This window comes from Pseudomonas sp. BYT-1, assembly GCF_023611805.1.
Lineage (GTDB): Bacteria > Pseudomonadota > Gammaproteobacteria > Pseudomonadales > Pseudomonadaceae > Aquipseudomonas > Aquipseudomonas guariconensis.
This window is the reverse complement of the sequence record NZ_CP072559.1, coordinates 4,293,264-4,307,882: the sequence shown is the minus strand read 5'-3', so window position 1 is coordinate 4,307,882 and position 14,619 is coordinate 4,293,264. Positions and strand designations below refer to the sequence as shown.

Annotated in this window: 11 protein-coding genes; 3 read left to right on the top strand and 8 right to left on the bottom strand. The window is 56.2% G+C overall.

All coding sequences use genetic code 11. From position 1 onward, the window contains the following. Positions 1–55 precede the first annotated feature (55 nt). Positions 56–277 (top strand): helix-turn-helix domain-containing protein, encoded by a 222-nt coding sequence (locus J5X93_RS20185; protein WP_011979093.1) that lies wholly within the window; start codon positions 56–58, stop codon positions 275–277. Positions 278–308: 31 nt separating this feature from the next. On the opposite strand, the gene J5X93_RS20180 is transcribed toward J5X93_RS20185, so the two are convergent. Genes J5X93_RS20180 through J5X93_RS20165 form a run of 4 tightly spaced genes read right to left on the bottom strand, consistent with a single transcriptional unit; the run spans position 309 to position 7,983 of the window. Further along, complete coding sequence (locus tag J5X93_RS20180) at positions 309–3,497, bottom strand: type I restriction endonuclease subunit R (RefSeq protein WP_250033945.1); 3,189 nt, start codon at positions 3,495–3,497, stop codon at positions 309–311. A gap of 41 nt (positions 3,498–3,538) precedes the next feature. Continuing rightward, positions 3,539–4,570, bottom strand: a complete 1,032-nt coding sequence (locus tag J5X93_RS20175; RefSeq protein WP_147811606.1) for a virulence RhuM family protein/type II toxin-antitoxin system death-on-curing family toxin — start codon at positions 4,568–4,570, stop codon at positions 3,539–3,541. Next, positions 4,571–6,010, bottom strand: a complete 1,440-nt coding sequence (locus J5X93_RS20170) for a restriction endonuclease subunit S (protein ID WP_250033942.1) — start codon at positions 6,008–6,010, stop codon at positions 4,571–4,573. Continuing rightward, on the bottom strand, positions 6,007–7,983 hold the full coding sequence (locus tag J5X93_RS20165; RefSeq protein ID WP_147811607.1) for a type I restriction-modification system subunit M: 1,977 nt from the start codon (positions 7,981–7,983) through the stop codon (positions 6,007–6,009). The genes J5X93_RS20170 and J5X93_RS20165 overlap by 4 nt, the downstream gene beginning before the upstream one ends. Before the next feature lie 402 nt (positions 7,984–8,385). On the opposite strand from J5X93_RS20165, the gene J5X93_RS20160 reads away from it, so the two are divergent. Both J5X93_RS20160 and J5X93_RS20155 read left to right on the top strand, forming a co-directional pair. Further along, positions 8,386–8,751 carry a mCpol domain-containing protein gene (locus J5X93_RS20160; RefSeq protein WP_048512577.1) on the top strand — a complete coding sequence of 122 codons (366 nt, stop codon included), beginning with the start codon at positions 8,386–8,388 and terminating at the stop codon, positions 8,749–8,751. After that, positions 8,751–9,365 (top strand): Cap15 family cyclic dinucleotide receptor domain-containing protein, encoded by a 615-nt coding sequence (locus tag J5X93_RS20155; RefSeq protein ID WP_042922284.1) that lies wholly within the window; start codon positions 8,751–8,753, stop codon positions 9,363–9,365. Before J5X93_RS20160 ends, J5X93_RS20155 begins: the two co-directional genes overlap by 1 nt. A 23-nt stretch (positions 9,366–9,388) precedes the next feature. Here J5X93_RS20155 and J5X93_RS20150 read toward each other — a convergent pair whose 3' ends face one another. From J5X93_RS20150 to J5X93_RS20135, 4 genes are read right to left on the bottom strand one after another with little or no spacing between them, the layout of a single operon-like run. Beyond that, positions 9,389–9,799 (bottom strand): hypothetical protein, encoded by a 411-nt coding sequence (locus J5X93_RS20150; protein WP_019396225.1) that lies wholly within the window; start codon positions 9,797–9,799, stop codon positions 9,389–9,391. Further along, positions 9,800–11,911 carry a hypothetical protein gene (locus J5X93_RS20145; protein WP_042928682.1) on the bottom strand — a complete coding sequence of 704 codons (2,112 nt, stop codon included), beginning with the start codon at positions 11,909–11,911 and terminating at the stop codon, positions 9,800–9,802. Then, positions 11,904–13,361 carry a site-specific integrase gene (locus tag J5X93_RS20140; protein WP_048512756.1) on the bottom strand — a complete coding sequence of 486 codons (1,458 nt, stop codon included), beginning with the start codon at positions 13,359–13,361 and terminating at the stop codon, positions 11,904–11,906. Before J5X93_RS20140 ends, J5X93_RS20145 begins: the two co-directional genes overlap by 8 nt. After that, the gene (locus tag J5X93_RS20135; RefSeq protein ID WP_048512755.1) at positions 13,354–14,559 is read right to left on the bottom strand and encodes a tyrosine-type recombinase/integrase; all 1,206 of its coding nucleotides are present in this window, start codon (positions 14,557–14,559) and stop codon (positions 13,354–13,356) included. Before J5X93_RS20135 ends, J5X93_RS20140 begins: the two co-directional genes overlap by 8 nt. Positions 14,560–14,619: the final 60 nt, after the last annotated feature.

Here is a 14,619-nt window from a genome sequence, read left to right as displayed (position 1 = left end):
GCCTATACGTCCGCAAACGCACGATATTGCCGCCTCAAGTTGAATTGAGACGGTCATGGATAAGTTGGCGAAGGCGTTAGGGGAACGCATCCGAATGCAGAGGAAGGCCTGCCGGATTTCCCAGGATGCACTGGCGCTGGCGTGCAGTCTCGACCGCAGCTATGTAGGTCGCATCGAGCGTGGCGAGGTCAACATCACCGTCGAGAAGCTCTACCGCATCGCAGGCGAACTCGCCTGCGACCCTTCAAGCCTTCTGCCAAAGCCGTCTGAAATCTAACCAGAGCAAGTAATACCAGCGCTCAAGAAGGTCAGACAGCAGCGCCGCTGTTACCTTGCCCCAAACCTCCAGCCCCCGTCAGCATCTTCAAAATCACCAACGCAAACGCCCGGCTCTTGGTCTCGTTATCCAGCACTTCCAGCGACATCTTTTCGTGGTCGGTCATGGCGTCCAGCACGGTGTCGAGTACGCGCTTGGGGAACAGGCCGTGCATCACTTGCTCCACCGAGTGGTTGTTCACCTGAGCCATCACATCTTCCTGGCGGCTGATGCGGTTGGCGATGCCAGTGAGGAATTGCAGCTGGTCTTCATCGCTCACTTCGGCACCGAAGATATCGTTCAGCGCCTCGATGATTTCCGACAGCCGTTTCTTCTCCGGGTCGTGGGGCTTGCCGCTGCCCAGTCCCGTGGCCGGTTCGAGGCCGTAGTCGCCTTGCTCTTCGCTCAGGCGCAGTTGGTGCTCGGCGCGCTTGGTCAGGCGGTAGTGGGTCAGTTGCAGTTCGCCCACGTCCACGTCTTCCTGATCGAGGCGATCCACGCGCAGCAGCGGGTGCAGGTGCTTGGCGTACACGCACAGTTGCTCCAGCTCGCGATCCTCATAGGGAATGATCTGCGAGAGGAATTCGTACAAGCGCACGAAGCTCTGCAGGTTCTTGCGGAACAGATCGAGTTGATCAATCTGCTCGCCGGCTTCTTTGATTGCCGCCTCGGCCTTCTTCAAGCCCACGCTGTCGCCGCTACGCTCGGCGGTACGCTTAAAGTCCAGCGCATGCTGGCGTGATTCCTGGGCCAGCTTGTAACGCTTGGCAAAGCGCTCTTTGGCCGGTGCACAGTAGTAGCTGAGCTTGCTGGCAGCCGCCTTGGGGTCAAAGAAGGCCAGTGCGAACGCCGTCACTTCTTCCCAGTGATAAATACCCTCAGCATCCAGCGTCTTTTGCAGGTCATAGATGAGCTGCGGGTCGGTCACGTCGGTCAGCTCGGCCTTGGTGTAGTACGGCAGAAAGGCGTCGAGAATGTCCTGAGGATCATTGAAGAAGTCGAGGATAAAGGTCGGCTTGCTGTCGCCAAAGGTGCGGTTCAGGCGCGACAGGGTTTGCACGCAGTCCACGCCCTGCAGCTTCTTGTCCACGTACATGGCGCACAGCTTGGGCTGGTCGAAGCCTGTCTGGTACTTGTTGGCGGCGATCATCACGTTGAAGTCCTGGGTGTCGAAGGCTTCCGCCAGGTCACGCCCGTTCAGGCCGGGGTTGAGCAGGCTGCTGCTTTCCGTCACCTCTTCGGGAATCACCTCATCCGGCAGCACATTGCCCGAGAACGCGACCAGCGGGTGCACATCGGTGTAGCCCATTTCCTTCACGTAGGCATGCACCGCCAACTGGTAACGCACCGCTTCCTGCCGGCTGCTGGTGACCACCATGGCCTTGGCCTGGCCGCCCAGCAGGTGGCGGATATTGGCGCGGAAGTGCTCGACGATCACCTCCACCTTCTGACTGATGTTGTACGGATGCAGGCGCACCCAGCGCGCCAGCTTCATGCGCGCCTTTTTCGAGTCCACCTCATCATCGTCGCCATCCGGGTGGGCGATCTTCCAGGCGGTGCTGTAGGTGGTGTAGTTCTGCAGCACATCGAGGATGAACCCCTCCTCAATGGCCTGACGCATGGAATACAGGTGGAACGCTTCGGGCTTATTGTCGGCACTGGGCGGTAAATCCGGGTTGGCCGGGCGACCGAACAGCTCCAGGGTCTTGGCCTTGGGCGTGGCGGTAAAGGCGTAGTAGCTGATGCGCTCGTTGGGCGCGCGGGCGGCCACGGCGGCGTCCAGCAGCTCTTCGGCGCTGATCTCCTCGGCGTCAGGCGCATCGCTACCAAGGATCTGCTTGAGCTTGCTGGCCGATGAGCCGGTCTGCGAGGAATGCGCCTCGTCGGCGATCACCGCATAGCGGCCGCTGGCCAGCTTGGGATACTTGTCCAGCGCATCGAACAGCGCCGGGAAGGTCTGGATGGTGACGATGATGATGCGCGTCTGCTCGGCCAGCGCTTCGGCCAGTTGCTCGGATTTGCTCTGGTTGCCGATATCACGGGTGATGCACTTGACCACGCCCTGGGCGTGCTCGAACTGGTAGATGGTGTCCTGCAGCTGTTTGTCCAGCACGGTGCGGTCGGTAATCACGATCACCGAGTTGAACAGGCGCTGGCCCTCGGTATCGTAAAGCGAGGCCAGCTGATGCGCCGTCCAGGCAATCGAGTTGGACTTGCCGGAGCCTGCGCTGTGCTGGATCAGGTAACGCTTGCCCGGTCCTTCGGCACGGGTGGTCTCGATCAGTGTGTTGACCACTTCCCACTGGTGGTAGCGCGGGAAAATCAGGGTTTCTTTGGTGACGCGCTGACCATCGGCATCCTCTTTCACGCTCTTCTGCAGGTGCAGGAAGCGGCCCAGCACCTTGAGCCAGGCATCCGGCTGGAACAGGCGCTGCCACAGGTAGCCGGTGGCGTACTGGCTGTCATCCGGCGCCGGCGGGTTACCGGCACCGCCGTCGAGGCTGCCGAGGTTGAACGGCAAAAAGAAGGTGTCCTTGCCGGCCAGTTTGGTGGTCATCGCCACCTCGTCCTGACTCACGGCAAAGTGCACCAACGCGCCGCGCTTGAAGGTCAGCAGGGGCTCAGGCTTGCGCGTCAGCGGGTCTTTTACCGGGCGGTCGTAGCGGTACTGGCGCTTGGCGTTTTCCACGCTCTGCTTGAACTCGCTTTTCAGCTCCAGCGTGGCGACGGGGATGCCGTTGACGAACAGCACCAGATCCAGACGCGGGTTGTACTCGCCCTCGCGATAGTGGGGTGAATAAGACACCTCCGGCACTACGCGCAGGCGGTTGCACTGGTAGCGCTTGAGGGTGTCCGGGTTCATGCCGTGGTCGGGCTTGAAACTGCACGCCTCGACCTTCAACCCCGGCAGCTTGAAGCCATGGCGCAGCACATCCAGAGTGCCGTCCTGCTCCAGCTCGCGTACCAGTTTTTGCACCAGCACCGCTTCCGGGTTGTTCGGGTTGGCCTTGGCGAACTTGTCCCAACGCTCGGGCCAGGCTTCCTTGAAATAGCCGAGAAAGTCTTCGGTGTACAGCGCCGTGCGCCGGTCATAGCCACTGGCCGGGCCGGTGAGCCAGCCCTGGGCGACCATGGCGGTGATGATGTCGTGTTGAAACTGGGCTTCCCGGCTATCCGCCATAACGCTCTATGCTCCTTGCTCGGCAATGTGCGTGTTGTTCTTTAAAGCGGCCTGAGCAGCACGAAATGCTCCACCAGGCGCACCATCAATTCTTTCTGCTCCGGCAAGCTCTCGGCTACCAGCAGCGCCAACGCCACCAGCGTGTTGTCGTTGATCAACTGCTCCACCGGCCGCGCCAGCAGGTGCTGGTTCAGTTGCAAATACCAGAGAAACAAAAATGAGCCACTGCGCTTGTTGCCATCGGCCAGCGGGTGATTCTTGATAACGAAATACAGCAGATGCGCCGCGCGGCTGGCCACGTTGGGGTAGAACCAGTCATCACCAAAGCCCTGCTCGATGCTGGCAATGGCTGAGGCCAGGCCATCGCCGCGCAGTTGGCCGAACAGCTCGGTCGCCTCGCCCTTGGCCATCAGCGTGGCCTTCAACTGCGCGATGGCCGCCAACACATCATCCAGCTCCAGGGCGCGCATGTCGGTTTGACGGGTGTTCTGCTCCTGCAGGCTTTGCTCATCGTAGCCCTGCAACAGGCTCCAGCTGCGAGCATAGTCACCGATCACCTGTAACACGGCGCGCCCCTGCTCGTTGACCAGTTGCTGGTTGGCCAGAGTGCGCGACAACAGGCTCACCGCCTGCTCAAACTCGATACCGCGCTCCGCCAGACGGCGCTGGTTAAGGGTGTAGCCCTCGACCAGATGCGCCTGCAACACCCGCGTCGCCCACTGGCGGAACTGGGTCGCCCGCCTGGAACTGACGCGATACCCCACCGAGATGATGGCATCCAGGCTGTAGTGCTTGATGCGCCGACGCACCTGGCGGGCACCTTCCTGGCGAACCACTAAGAAATCCTTAGTGGTTGCCGGCTCGGCCAATTCACCATCGTTAAAGATGTTTTTCAGGTGCATCAGCACGTTTTCAGGCGTGGTGTCGAACAGCTCGCCCATTTGCGCCTGGCTCAGCCACAGCGTGTCCTGCTCCAGCGCCACCTGCAGCTGTGCCTGGCCATCGTCCGAGGTAAACAGCTGAATCTGCTGGCTTGTGGCCGGCAGGGAGAGTGCTTCCTTGCTATCCGCCATTTAGTTGGCCTCTGCTACGGCTGATTCGGGGGCTTGGGTGTGGGCCGGTGGCTGCCAGCCACGTACGTCGATCTTCCCGGTGACGGCGGCGGAGATTAGGGCGGAACGGCGTTCTTGGAGCAGCCCAATCGTGCCCTGACACTCTGCAAGCAACGAGTCAAATTGTCCGGTTTCACTGTTGAGGTAATCAGCAATTAGTTGTTGCTCTTTCTCCGGTGGCATTGGCACCACGAGACCACGAATATCCTCAACGTTCACTCGCTTGAAGGTTGAACCAATCATCAGGTTATCAAGCTGAACTGTTACTACCGGGGAGCGTAAAACGGCCTGCAAGTAATCACTTGAAAGCCATTCAAATTGCTTCTTAAGCAAACATACGTCTTGCCCCATGGCAAATGGGGGATGCCAATCAGCAACCTGCGCCACTTCGCCAACCGTCGCGTTACGGCTGAAAATCAAATCGCCTGCAACTGGTTTTCGTCCTGCCTCGATAAGCTGACGGTAAAACACATCCGTTGTTTGCTTTGCATTTTCGAGAGTGACATAGCGGCACTGAACCTCTCGAATGCTTGCGAGCGGTACGCCATCGTCCACGAACTCAGCAGTGATGTGCTTGCAGTCGGTTACTGACCAAAACCATTTTAGACCTGCAACAATCCAATGCGCCGGCACCTCGCCCAGCCACTCCACGCCCGAGTCTTTCATCGGCACCGTCGGGTCGAGGCCTTTGGTGACGGCTTGGGAGATCACGGCCTGGCGCTTTTCCTTGAGCAGTTCGATCAGGCGCTGCTGCTCTTCGATCAGCGCGTCGATGCGGGCGGTTTCGTGGTCGAGGAAGCGGGCGATTTGGGTTTGTTCGGCAACTGGCGCAACTGGCATCGATAAAGAGCCGAACTGCTCATATGTAATTGTCCTCCCCTCTCTAATCCCAGTTGTTACAGACTGCAAAGCGGAGATGTAAGAGGCGTCTTTGAGTAGATATCTGAGATAGCCAGGATTTAGATTTCTCTCATCTTTTCGCCGGAGAACGGTATATGCTGGACTAACACACCCATCATATGCTGAATGCTCAATACCCCCTTGAAAGGATCTGAGGCTAATAACAAAGTCGTTAGCCTTTACGGCTCGGAAATTCTCAGTACCAGAAAGCGCCAAAACAACTTTTGTGTCATTCCTTTCCATGAAATCTTTTTGAGGAATAACACCGTATGCTTGGGTAGCAGCTAGCTGCTCAGCATCTGCGCTGGCCGACTCTCTAACATTGCCGAACATTCGCTTAGCAATGAACACAGCCCAGTGCCCGGGAATCTCTCCCAGCCATTCCGCACCGGAATCCTTGTACTCCGGATACTTCGGAAAATTACTCGGGCTATCCATGCCCTCGCCCTGCGGGCCAACGGCTGCGCCGTTGTTCAAATTTGCTCCCGACAAATTTGTCATGCCGACAGCCCCTCGATCATTTGCTTGATGCGGTCGGTGCAGGCTTTCAGGTCGCGGTCGATGGCTTCCAGCGGGCGCGGCGGCTGGAACACATAGAAGTGACGGTTGAAGGGAATCTCGAAACCGACCACGCCGACTTCGCCATCCTGTTCATCACGCTTGCTCTCGTCGATCCAGGCATCCGGCACATGAGGTTTCACTTCGCGCTCGAAGTAGTCGTACACCGACTCGCCCAGCGGCACGTTCTCGTTGTCGCGCAGGCCGGCATCGGCTTCCGGCTGGCCTTTGACCATGCAGATATCCGCCTCGGGGTCGCGCTCGCTCAGGGCGTTGAGGATGGCCTTCAGCTCGGGCGTGCTGGGGGATACGTCGTGAGCAGTGAGCGCCTTCTTCAGCAGCTTGCTGAACTGCTCGCGGTTGCGATGCAGCACGCTACCGTCCATGGCTTGCAGGGCTTCGATCAGGCGCTGGCGGGCCGGGGCATCCATCTTCTCGATGGCTTTTTCTTCCAGCACCTTGGCGATGCGCTCGGCACTGGTCTGGAAATTCAGGCGCAGCGGGCGCTCAACGGTGATGCGCCGGTAGCCGAAGGCTTCGACGGGGAAGATCTTGCTTTGCGGCGTTTCCTCGAAGCGGCCATACAGCCGCACCAGATCACTGATCTGTTCCTCGGTAATGTACTGGCGCTTGCTGCCCAGCGATTTGCGCATCTTGGCGTAGTGCTGGCTGCCGTCGATCAGCTGCACCTTACCCTGGCGCACGGCAGCCTTGTGGTTGCTCAGCACCCACACATAGGTGGCGATGCCGGTGTTGTAGAACATGTCGGTGGGCAGGGCGATGATGGCTTCGACCAGGTCGTTCTGCAGCAGGTAGCGGCGAATCTCCGACTCGCCCGAACCGGCGCCGCCGGTAAACAGCGGCGAGCCGTTGAGGATGATGCCGATGCGCGAGCCACCTTCACGCGGGTCACGCATCTTGCTGACCAGGTGCAGCAGGAACAGCAACGAGCCATCGGACACACGCGGCAAGCCGGGGCCGAAGCGACCGTTGAAGCCCTTGTCGGTGTGCTCGTCGGTGATCTGTTTTTGTACCTTCTTCCACTCCACGCCGAACGGCGGGTTACTGAGCATGAAGTCGAAGCGGCTGTCGGCCAGCTGGTCGTCGGACAGGGTGTTGCCCAGCTTGATGTTGGTGACGTCCTGGCCCTTGATCAGCATGTCCGCCTTGCAGATGGCATAGGACTCGGGGTTGAGCTCCTGGCCATGCAGCGACACGGTGACCTGCTGGCTGATGGACTGGATGTACTCGTCTCCCTCGGAAAGGAAGCCGCCGGTGCCGGCAGTCGGGTCGTAGATAGTGACGATGCTGTTGGGCTTGAGCTTGTCGTCCTGCCCGGTGATCACCAAGGATGTGGTCAGGTGCACGATATCGCGCGGGGTGAAGTGCTCCCCGGCGGTTTCATTGGAGCTTTCCGCGAACTTGCGGATCAGCTCTTCGAAGATGATGCCCATGCCGAAGTTGCTGATGCGCTCGGGGCTCAGGTCGGTGGCGGCGAAGCGCTGCACCACCTGATACAGCAGGTTGGCGGCAGAGAGCTGCTGCACGAAGTCTTCAAAGTGGAAGTGCTCGAAGATCTCGCGGGCGTCCTTGCTGAAGGACTGCACATAGCTCATCAGGTCGGCAGCGGTCTGGGTATCGGACAGCGTGCCGAGGGTCAGCTTGGAGGCATTGAAGAACTGCTGCCCGGCCGCGCGCAGCAACAGCCGCTCACGCACCAGATCAGGCCGGCCTTCCTGCGCATAGGACTCACGGATCACCGCTTCCTTGGTCGGCTCCAGCACACACTCCATGCGCCGCAGCAGGGTGAACGGCAGGATGATGCGACCGTACTGCGACTGCTTGAAGTCACCGCGCAGCAGGTCGGCAATCGACCAGAGAAAGGCGGCTGTCTGGGAATGGTTTTCCGTGTTCACGCAACTGCTCCTTGGAAAGCGTGCAAAAGCGTGAGTGTAACTTAAGAGTGGTTGCATGAAATCTGCGAAACCAACCGGATCTGCGCGGTCGTTTCGGTGGTTGATGAGGTGCCAGGATCAGGCACGTCAGTTGCTCGCGTGAGGGGTCTAGCAAGGCGCCGTATCTGCCGACTCTGCATTTTTCTTAGCACAACCCGAGGAGCGTCGCTCTCTGCCGCCAGTGGCTGACCTCTTTCGCGGCACCCGGTGTTCTTCTGAGCTTTGTCATGATTTACTTCGTCAGTTTGAAGTGCCCCTCCTAGGTTTTAAAAGCAATCCTTACCTCAAGAGTTAAGCGCGTCCGGGAGGGGCTCCAGACTGGGTGGTGATGGCGCCGAAGAGGTGTGGATGTCTAGGAGTGAAATGATATACCTAACGATTGATGGTGATGACATTGGTCATAAAATCACCTCTGCGTACCTAATCAACAGTACTACAGACCTCGTTCGTATTAATGATTTGGTTCAGGAAAAAACGAGATGCATTGCCGAGTACCTACGGAAAGAGAACTTTGTCATTCACTTTTGTGCGGCGGACGGCGTGGCTGCTTCGATAGAATGTGAATTGGATATGAGGCGGATATTTAGCCAAATAGAGAAAATTGCAGGGGGAGAGATTACTTTCTCTGCGGGGGTTGGCACCTCTCTAAGGGAGGCTTATGTAGCCCTTCTTTATGCAAAAAATACTGGTAAAAAGAGATTGTGTGACTTTAGAGATATTGAGGCGTAATGTTCAGGCTTATAAGATTTGAGTCGCTTTTTAGATGGTTGGCAGTCGGGACTACGGGGGTTAGCCTGCTGATTTATCTTGCTATGCAGGCGTACTTGGGAGCTGAGTTCTCTATATCTTTGCTTGTTAAGGTTGCAGGCTGGGTATCATTTGCTCTTATTGTATGCCTTACAACCGATATACCTGCGCGCATGATTTGGGGTTTTCTCAGGTGTTTCAATAAAGGGCTTTTCCCTGATTTGAATGGGACTTGGGAGGGGGAGATTATTGTTTCGGACTCTCTTAGGATACCCGCGCGCGCCATTATTCGGCACTCTTTGCTGAAGGTGCAAATAGATATCCATACAGAAACCTCTAAGTCCGTGACAATCGAGACTACGCCTACACTTGAGTTTAATCAGTATAAGATTTATTACGTCTATAGATCTATTCCCAAAAATCCAGAGTGGAGCGAATATAAAGGTACTACTACCTTTGATATTAGGTCCGTTAAATTTGGAGCTTATGATGCCCTCGAAATGTCTGGCGAGTATTTCACTAGTCGAATGACTGTGGGGCGTGTACGGTTTCGGCAGGTCAGTAGTGACACATCTTGCGATGTTTCTTATTACTAGACCTGCCGATTATAGCGTGACAGCTACTTAGTGGCTTTTTTTTCTACGATTGGAAGTGGTTTGTCGAGATCGGCCAGAGATAGGCCGCGACGTGTTGCGTTGTGAGCCCAGCGGACGAACTGCTCTAGCAGCTGATTATTTTCAAGCGTGAGGCGCTCTACGCGCCTCTCCAGCTCGCGTATCCGCTCTGCTGAGAGGGACATTGCAACATTGCCATAGCCGCCGCGAGGGGCGCTCTGATGCACCCTGTCCTTGGCCAGATCCCAGGCTGCTTTGATCCTCGGCTGACGAAGCATCGCCACCTTGGTATAGGTGTGGCCTATCTCCACTGCCAGCACCGCTAGATAGCGATCCCAGGTGAGTTTGCCCGCCCAGCCATCAAGCAGTAGGACAGCCTTCTCAATATCTTTGTCAGTTAGTTTAGGAGCACCCATTTAGAAGAACTCCAGTTCGAGTAGGGCGTTCAAGTCGTCAGCAGATTCATCCTCTGATTGGTCGACGACATTGACGATGCGTACCGCCTGGGCGAGCCCAGTCTTGGACTGAGAGTGCTCGGGCGGCGGTAGCGTGATGAGCGTGCCATCCGGGGTCTTAGGGTCTGTCAGAAGCTCAAGAACAAGCCTCCAGCGTTGCAGGCGACCTTCGTTGTGTTTGATCCAACGGGATGCCCCAGGCTCCCCGTTCTCCAGGGCTTGCTGGGCCTTCTGGAGGGCCTTCTCATGTATCTCCGTCTGATATCTCGCCTCGGCCAGATGTTTCGGCTCCCCCTTCACAACTGCATGCTCTCCGCACATGGTGCAGTCTTTGTCCTTCGGGCAAGGCGTCAGCGCATAGTCATGCCGGCAGATGCCGTACCGGGTGCTATGGATGGCTCCCAGCTCGATCTTGAGGGCTTGGCTCTGCGTTAGGCCGTTGTTCTCGGCGATGGCCCTAGCCTTGTCAGCTATAGGCCCTTGCACGCTCAATTCCGGGGCGTGTTCGCCAAGCTTGGTGTACGCCTCGATGAACGCTTCTTGCGGCAGATGGTCGTACCACGCGTTCTGGGTAATGTGCTTCCTGCCTGACCAGAAGGCGATCAGGGACTCCGATAGATGCTTGGACTGAGCCAGGGTGTTCAGCAGGTGCCTGAACTGGTGCGTCGTAATGGCGATAGGGCTGCCATCTTTGTGCGTCATGCCGTTGCGCGAGAACACCGTCACCCCGCCCGGGTTGGAGCCCAATTGGTTGTTCAGCATATTGGTGGTAAGGGTTGAGGGCACGTTCATGTAGGTATCTACATCCGGTCTCAGCGCATGCTCGGGAAGCAGAAACAGTGCTTCATGCCACATCAGTCCTGATACCCCATCCAGAATCGGGAATGCTGCCGGGAGCTTTGCCAGAACAGTTTGTTCAAGAGACTCCCAGCTATAGAGGGCAGCTACTTTCACTCTGCTTAGTTTATTTATGCGCTCTGGGTCACGAGTTCTTTGCCCCAAAGACTTGAGGCCTAGCCTCCTGGCAGATTCGCATGGAATCGGTGTTTTTCTGCCCAGAATGATGCCGACCTCACGAAGGGTAAGCGGCTGACCCCGTAGGTGCTCAAGGCCTGGAGGCAGGTAAAGCTGGCCAGGGTTATCTGCATACCACTTCGCTGCGATCCGGGCATTGGCACCCAATTCAGTGAAGAATTTCACGGCCTCTCTTGCAATCTCTTCCGACGCATCCGAGGTGGAGAATTTCGTCATTGGAGAGCCCCCTTTTGCAGGTCTCCAAGATATCCCCATCATCTCCCTATCATCGCCTTGCGCAGAAGTAATGCAATTGACAGGTAGTGTCAGTAATTCCGATGCCCGGCTGGGTGCAAACATTGCCAATGAGACAAATGCGGTGACGATGTTGTCAGGCAGGCTTTTCGATTCATGATGGATTTTTGCCAGATCCAGGATCGATTGTATGTGAGGGAGCTTAGAGGTGCTTTCCTCGCGCATCGATGGATCAAGGCGGTCATTTCTAACGACCTGCTGATAGGGTATTGATGATTTCCACGATAGATTGTGGCTAACCAGTCGTGCCGGAATGATGACTTCAGTGACGATGCGCTCCAAGCACCTGCCCACAGACCAGGCATCCTTAAAGCGAGCCCGGAGAATGTCCAAGGCGTCATCCAATATGTTGGCATTTATTTTGGTTGCACAGGGTTCTATTCCTGCGTTGAGCAATGATTGTTCGATAGCTTGTAGAGCATAAAGAAAACGCCGGAACTCATGGAGCTTAAACCGGCGCATAATTTCGCTGAAGGTGGCTTTGGCGAAATCAAGGAACGGCATATCAAGGGGAGAATCGACAGTAGATTTGCTGCCCGACTTATCCCTCATTGATTTGAAGTGAGCGATCTTCTTGGTGCGCCCTTGGTTGCGTCCAATCAGAAATGTCGAAATATCCCAGCTGTTGTCTGTCCAAATTATATTGCTGAATGGGCAGTTGGTCTTGGCATGGCTGTTGAATTCAATCAGGTTTTGCTTGGCTGTAAGCTCGGATTTACCAGCGAAATAAACTAACTCACCCATTGGTAATGTTGTCCGTCCTGGTGTGCATTGAGTCGCGGGCGATAATGATTTCGTTAATTGCGGACATGGCGTTGTGGTTGATCTGGCGAATCCGATCATCCTTCTCCATGTCCTGATCGGCTTTCAGTGAAGCCATCAGAGTCTCCCAGGGGGCGTCGATCAGGGGTTCAAAGTGATGGCAGTACAGACACGCAATGGGTGCGTTCTGATAGCACTCAGCGCGGGTGCCGCAAGCCCCCACTGTCTGGCCCGTCAGGCGCAGGAAGTCGGCAATCACCGACTCATCATCACCAGCACGTGTGGACTCGTCCAGGGACGAGATTAGGCGCCCCTGGAAAGCCCTAGCGAAGAACTCCATTTCCTTCCCAATAGCCTGGCGGATGGGGTTCTGGAGCTGAGGCATGGAGGCACGATAGAACTGGATGCAGCTAGTGCTCCGGTGCGTCAGAAGCCTTGCCACTTCGAAGTCGGAGGCGCCATGGGCTAGTGCTCGCGTGGCCATGGTGTAGCGGAATCGATAGGGCGTAATGGGTATGCGTTGCTCTAGTCGATCTGAATAGGTATCCAGCTGATTCAAAGTGTTCATCAGGCGCTTGCCGATGGAGCCTGGAGCGCCATCGAATAGCTTCGAGTCTTTTGACTTTTCTCTGCGACTATCGAGGTATTTAATCAGGCACTCAGCGAGAACGGTAGGGGCGCGCCTTAGCCAATATTCTTGTTTGCCACCACCTTCGCCTTTTGCGAGAGGGATTCGTAAGGTGACTTCTTTTCCCTCTGCACCTTCGGAGATTTGCACGTCGGATATCACCATTCGTGAAACTTGAACAGGTCGAACTCCTGTGCCGATGAAGAACCATGCGAGAGTATATTCTTCTTGACTCACTAATCCCTTGGAGTATGCGTAGTTGAGCTCGCTGTGAATACTGCTCAGCTCTTGATCTGTTAATGCGCCACTTACCGGGTCATTGGTAATGAGCGTGAAGTAGGCACCATTGCCTCGCTCTTCCCATTTCTGGTCATTGTCTAGGAAGTCAATAACCTCTGGCGAAATACCATCTAAGCCTTGGTCTTTAATTCGTCTTAGTGCTGGAATGATAAAGGCTATGTAGCTTGGTATTCTCGATAATAGGCTGAGGTGATTGATCTGAATGAGATTTTCTTGCTCAAAATCTTCTACAGAAAACCACTGATGAAGGGCTCGTGTAATTACGCTGTTATATTGCAGGCTGTGTGTGGAAAGAGTTCCGCATATGACCTTGAATAGCGACTGGTGGAAAGGATTGTCCTGGCTAAGCGTGTCTAGATACAGTAGCACTGCTACGCCGTCACTGTTGTATGTGCGGAACGACTCGCCCATCTTTACAGTAACTATCCTGCCATCCAGCAGAACCAATGTTTTTGCTGTGGATGCAGCAGCTTCGATGTGTTGAACTAGCACTTCGTTATTCATCATCTTTCTTGCGGCCTGCTGCTATTTCGTTGGCTAGTTCTTCTGCAATTTGGTCAGATTTCAATCTGATGGTTCTACGCGAGTAGCGAGCGCTCATCTCGGAGTCTTTCTTCCATCCCATCAGGCGGTTCCGCATCTGCTCCTCTTGCTCCCTGGGGATGCGTTTCTCTGGCGGGGCCTTATCAACCTTCGTGCTGTACCTGTCATTCCACGTCCGCCTCAGGGCGTGCGGAGCAAAGTCATCAGGCAGTTCGTGGGCCTTCTCCCTGGCTGTCCTGAAGATGAGATTGATCGTGTCTGCGCTGAGGTGGTCGCCCTGGGCCGTGGTGAAGAGGTAGCCGTGCTGACGCTGCTTGGCGGGGATTTTTGACCAGTGCTCAAGGACGAAATGGTGGAAGGCCAGCGCGGTCGCGCTAGAGATCGGAACGGTTCTGGCCTGAGTCTTGGAGACACGGACACGCACCCGGTTTCTGGAGTAGTTAACATCCTCAACCTTCACGAAGCGCAGCTCACTTCTACGGATGCCGGCGTCAGTCATGATGCGGTACACCAGATGGTTCCGGTGCTTGAAGAAGTCCGTACTGAACGGATTGAGCTCCGAGGCGGGGTCAAAGATTTCGTCCGCCACCGACATCGTGGCCTCATCCATGCCTTCCAGCACGTCGCTCTCATCTGCGCTGCTCACCCTCGGGGTCAGGGCCTTAAAGCGGCGTATGGAGGGGTGTACGACCTTCTGCCTTGACGCTCCTGGGGCTGGGCGCGCTAGGTCTTGTTCGATCTTCGCAAGCTGGAACTCAAGGAAGGCTGCAACCGTGCGGATTCGGTAGGCGCCCTCTTCGGCAGAGCATGCAGTGAGCTCCAGGGCCTTGTGACGGAATCCCCCTCGCACCTGCTCAAGCCGAACAACCTGTGACGGCAACTCTTCCAGGCTCACGGCCAGCTCACGATCTTGAGAGGCCCTGTCCAAGCGAAGGAAGAGGGCTAGATCCTCACACTGCTCGATGGAAAGGAAGGTTTCGGAACTGATGGCTGCATGCAGATCAAGCTTTCTGGCAGAGGCCCACAGGTAAGCCATACCCAGTGTTCTGAGCACTTTCTTGATCGTTGCAGGAGAGGAACCGACATCGCGGTAGCTGAACGTCGAGTAGACGTTGGGGAGGAAGAGTGGGCTGCCCAGGTCATCAACCAAGACAGCCATCTCTACACCATCCGAAGCAGTGAATGAACGAATGGAGAAGGCTTTCAATGTATACGTTTC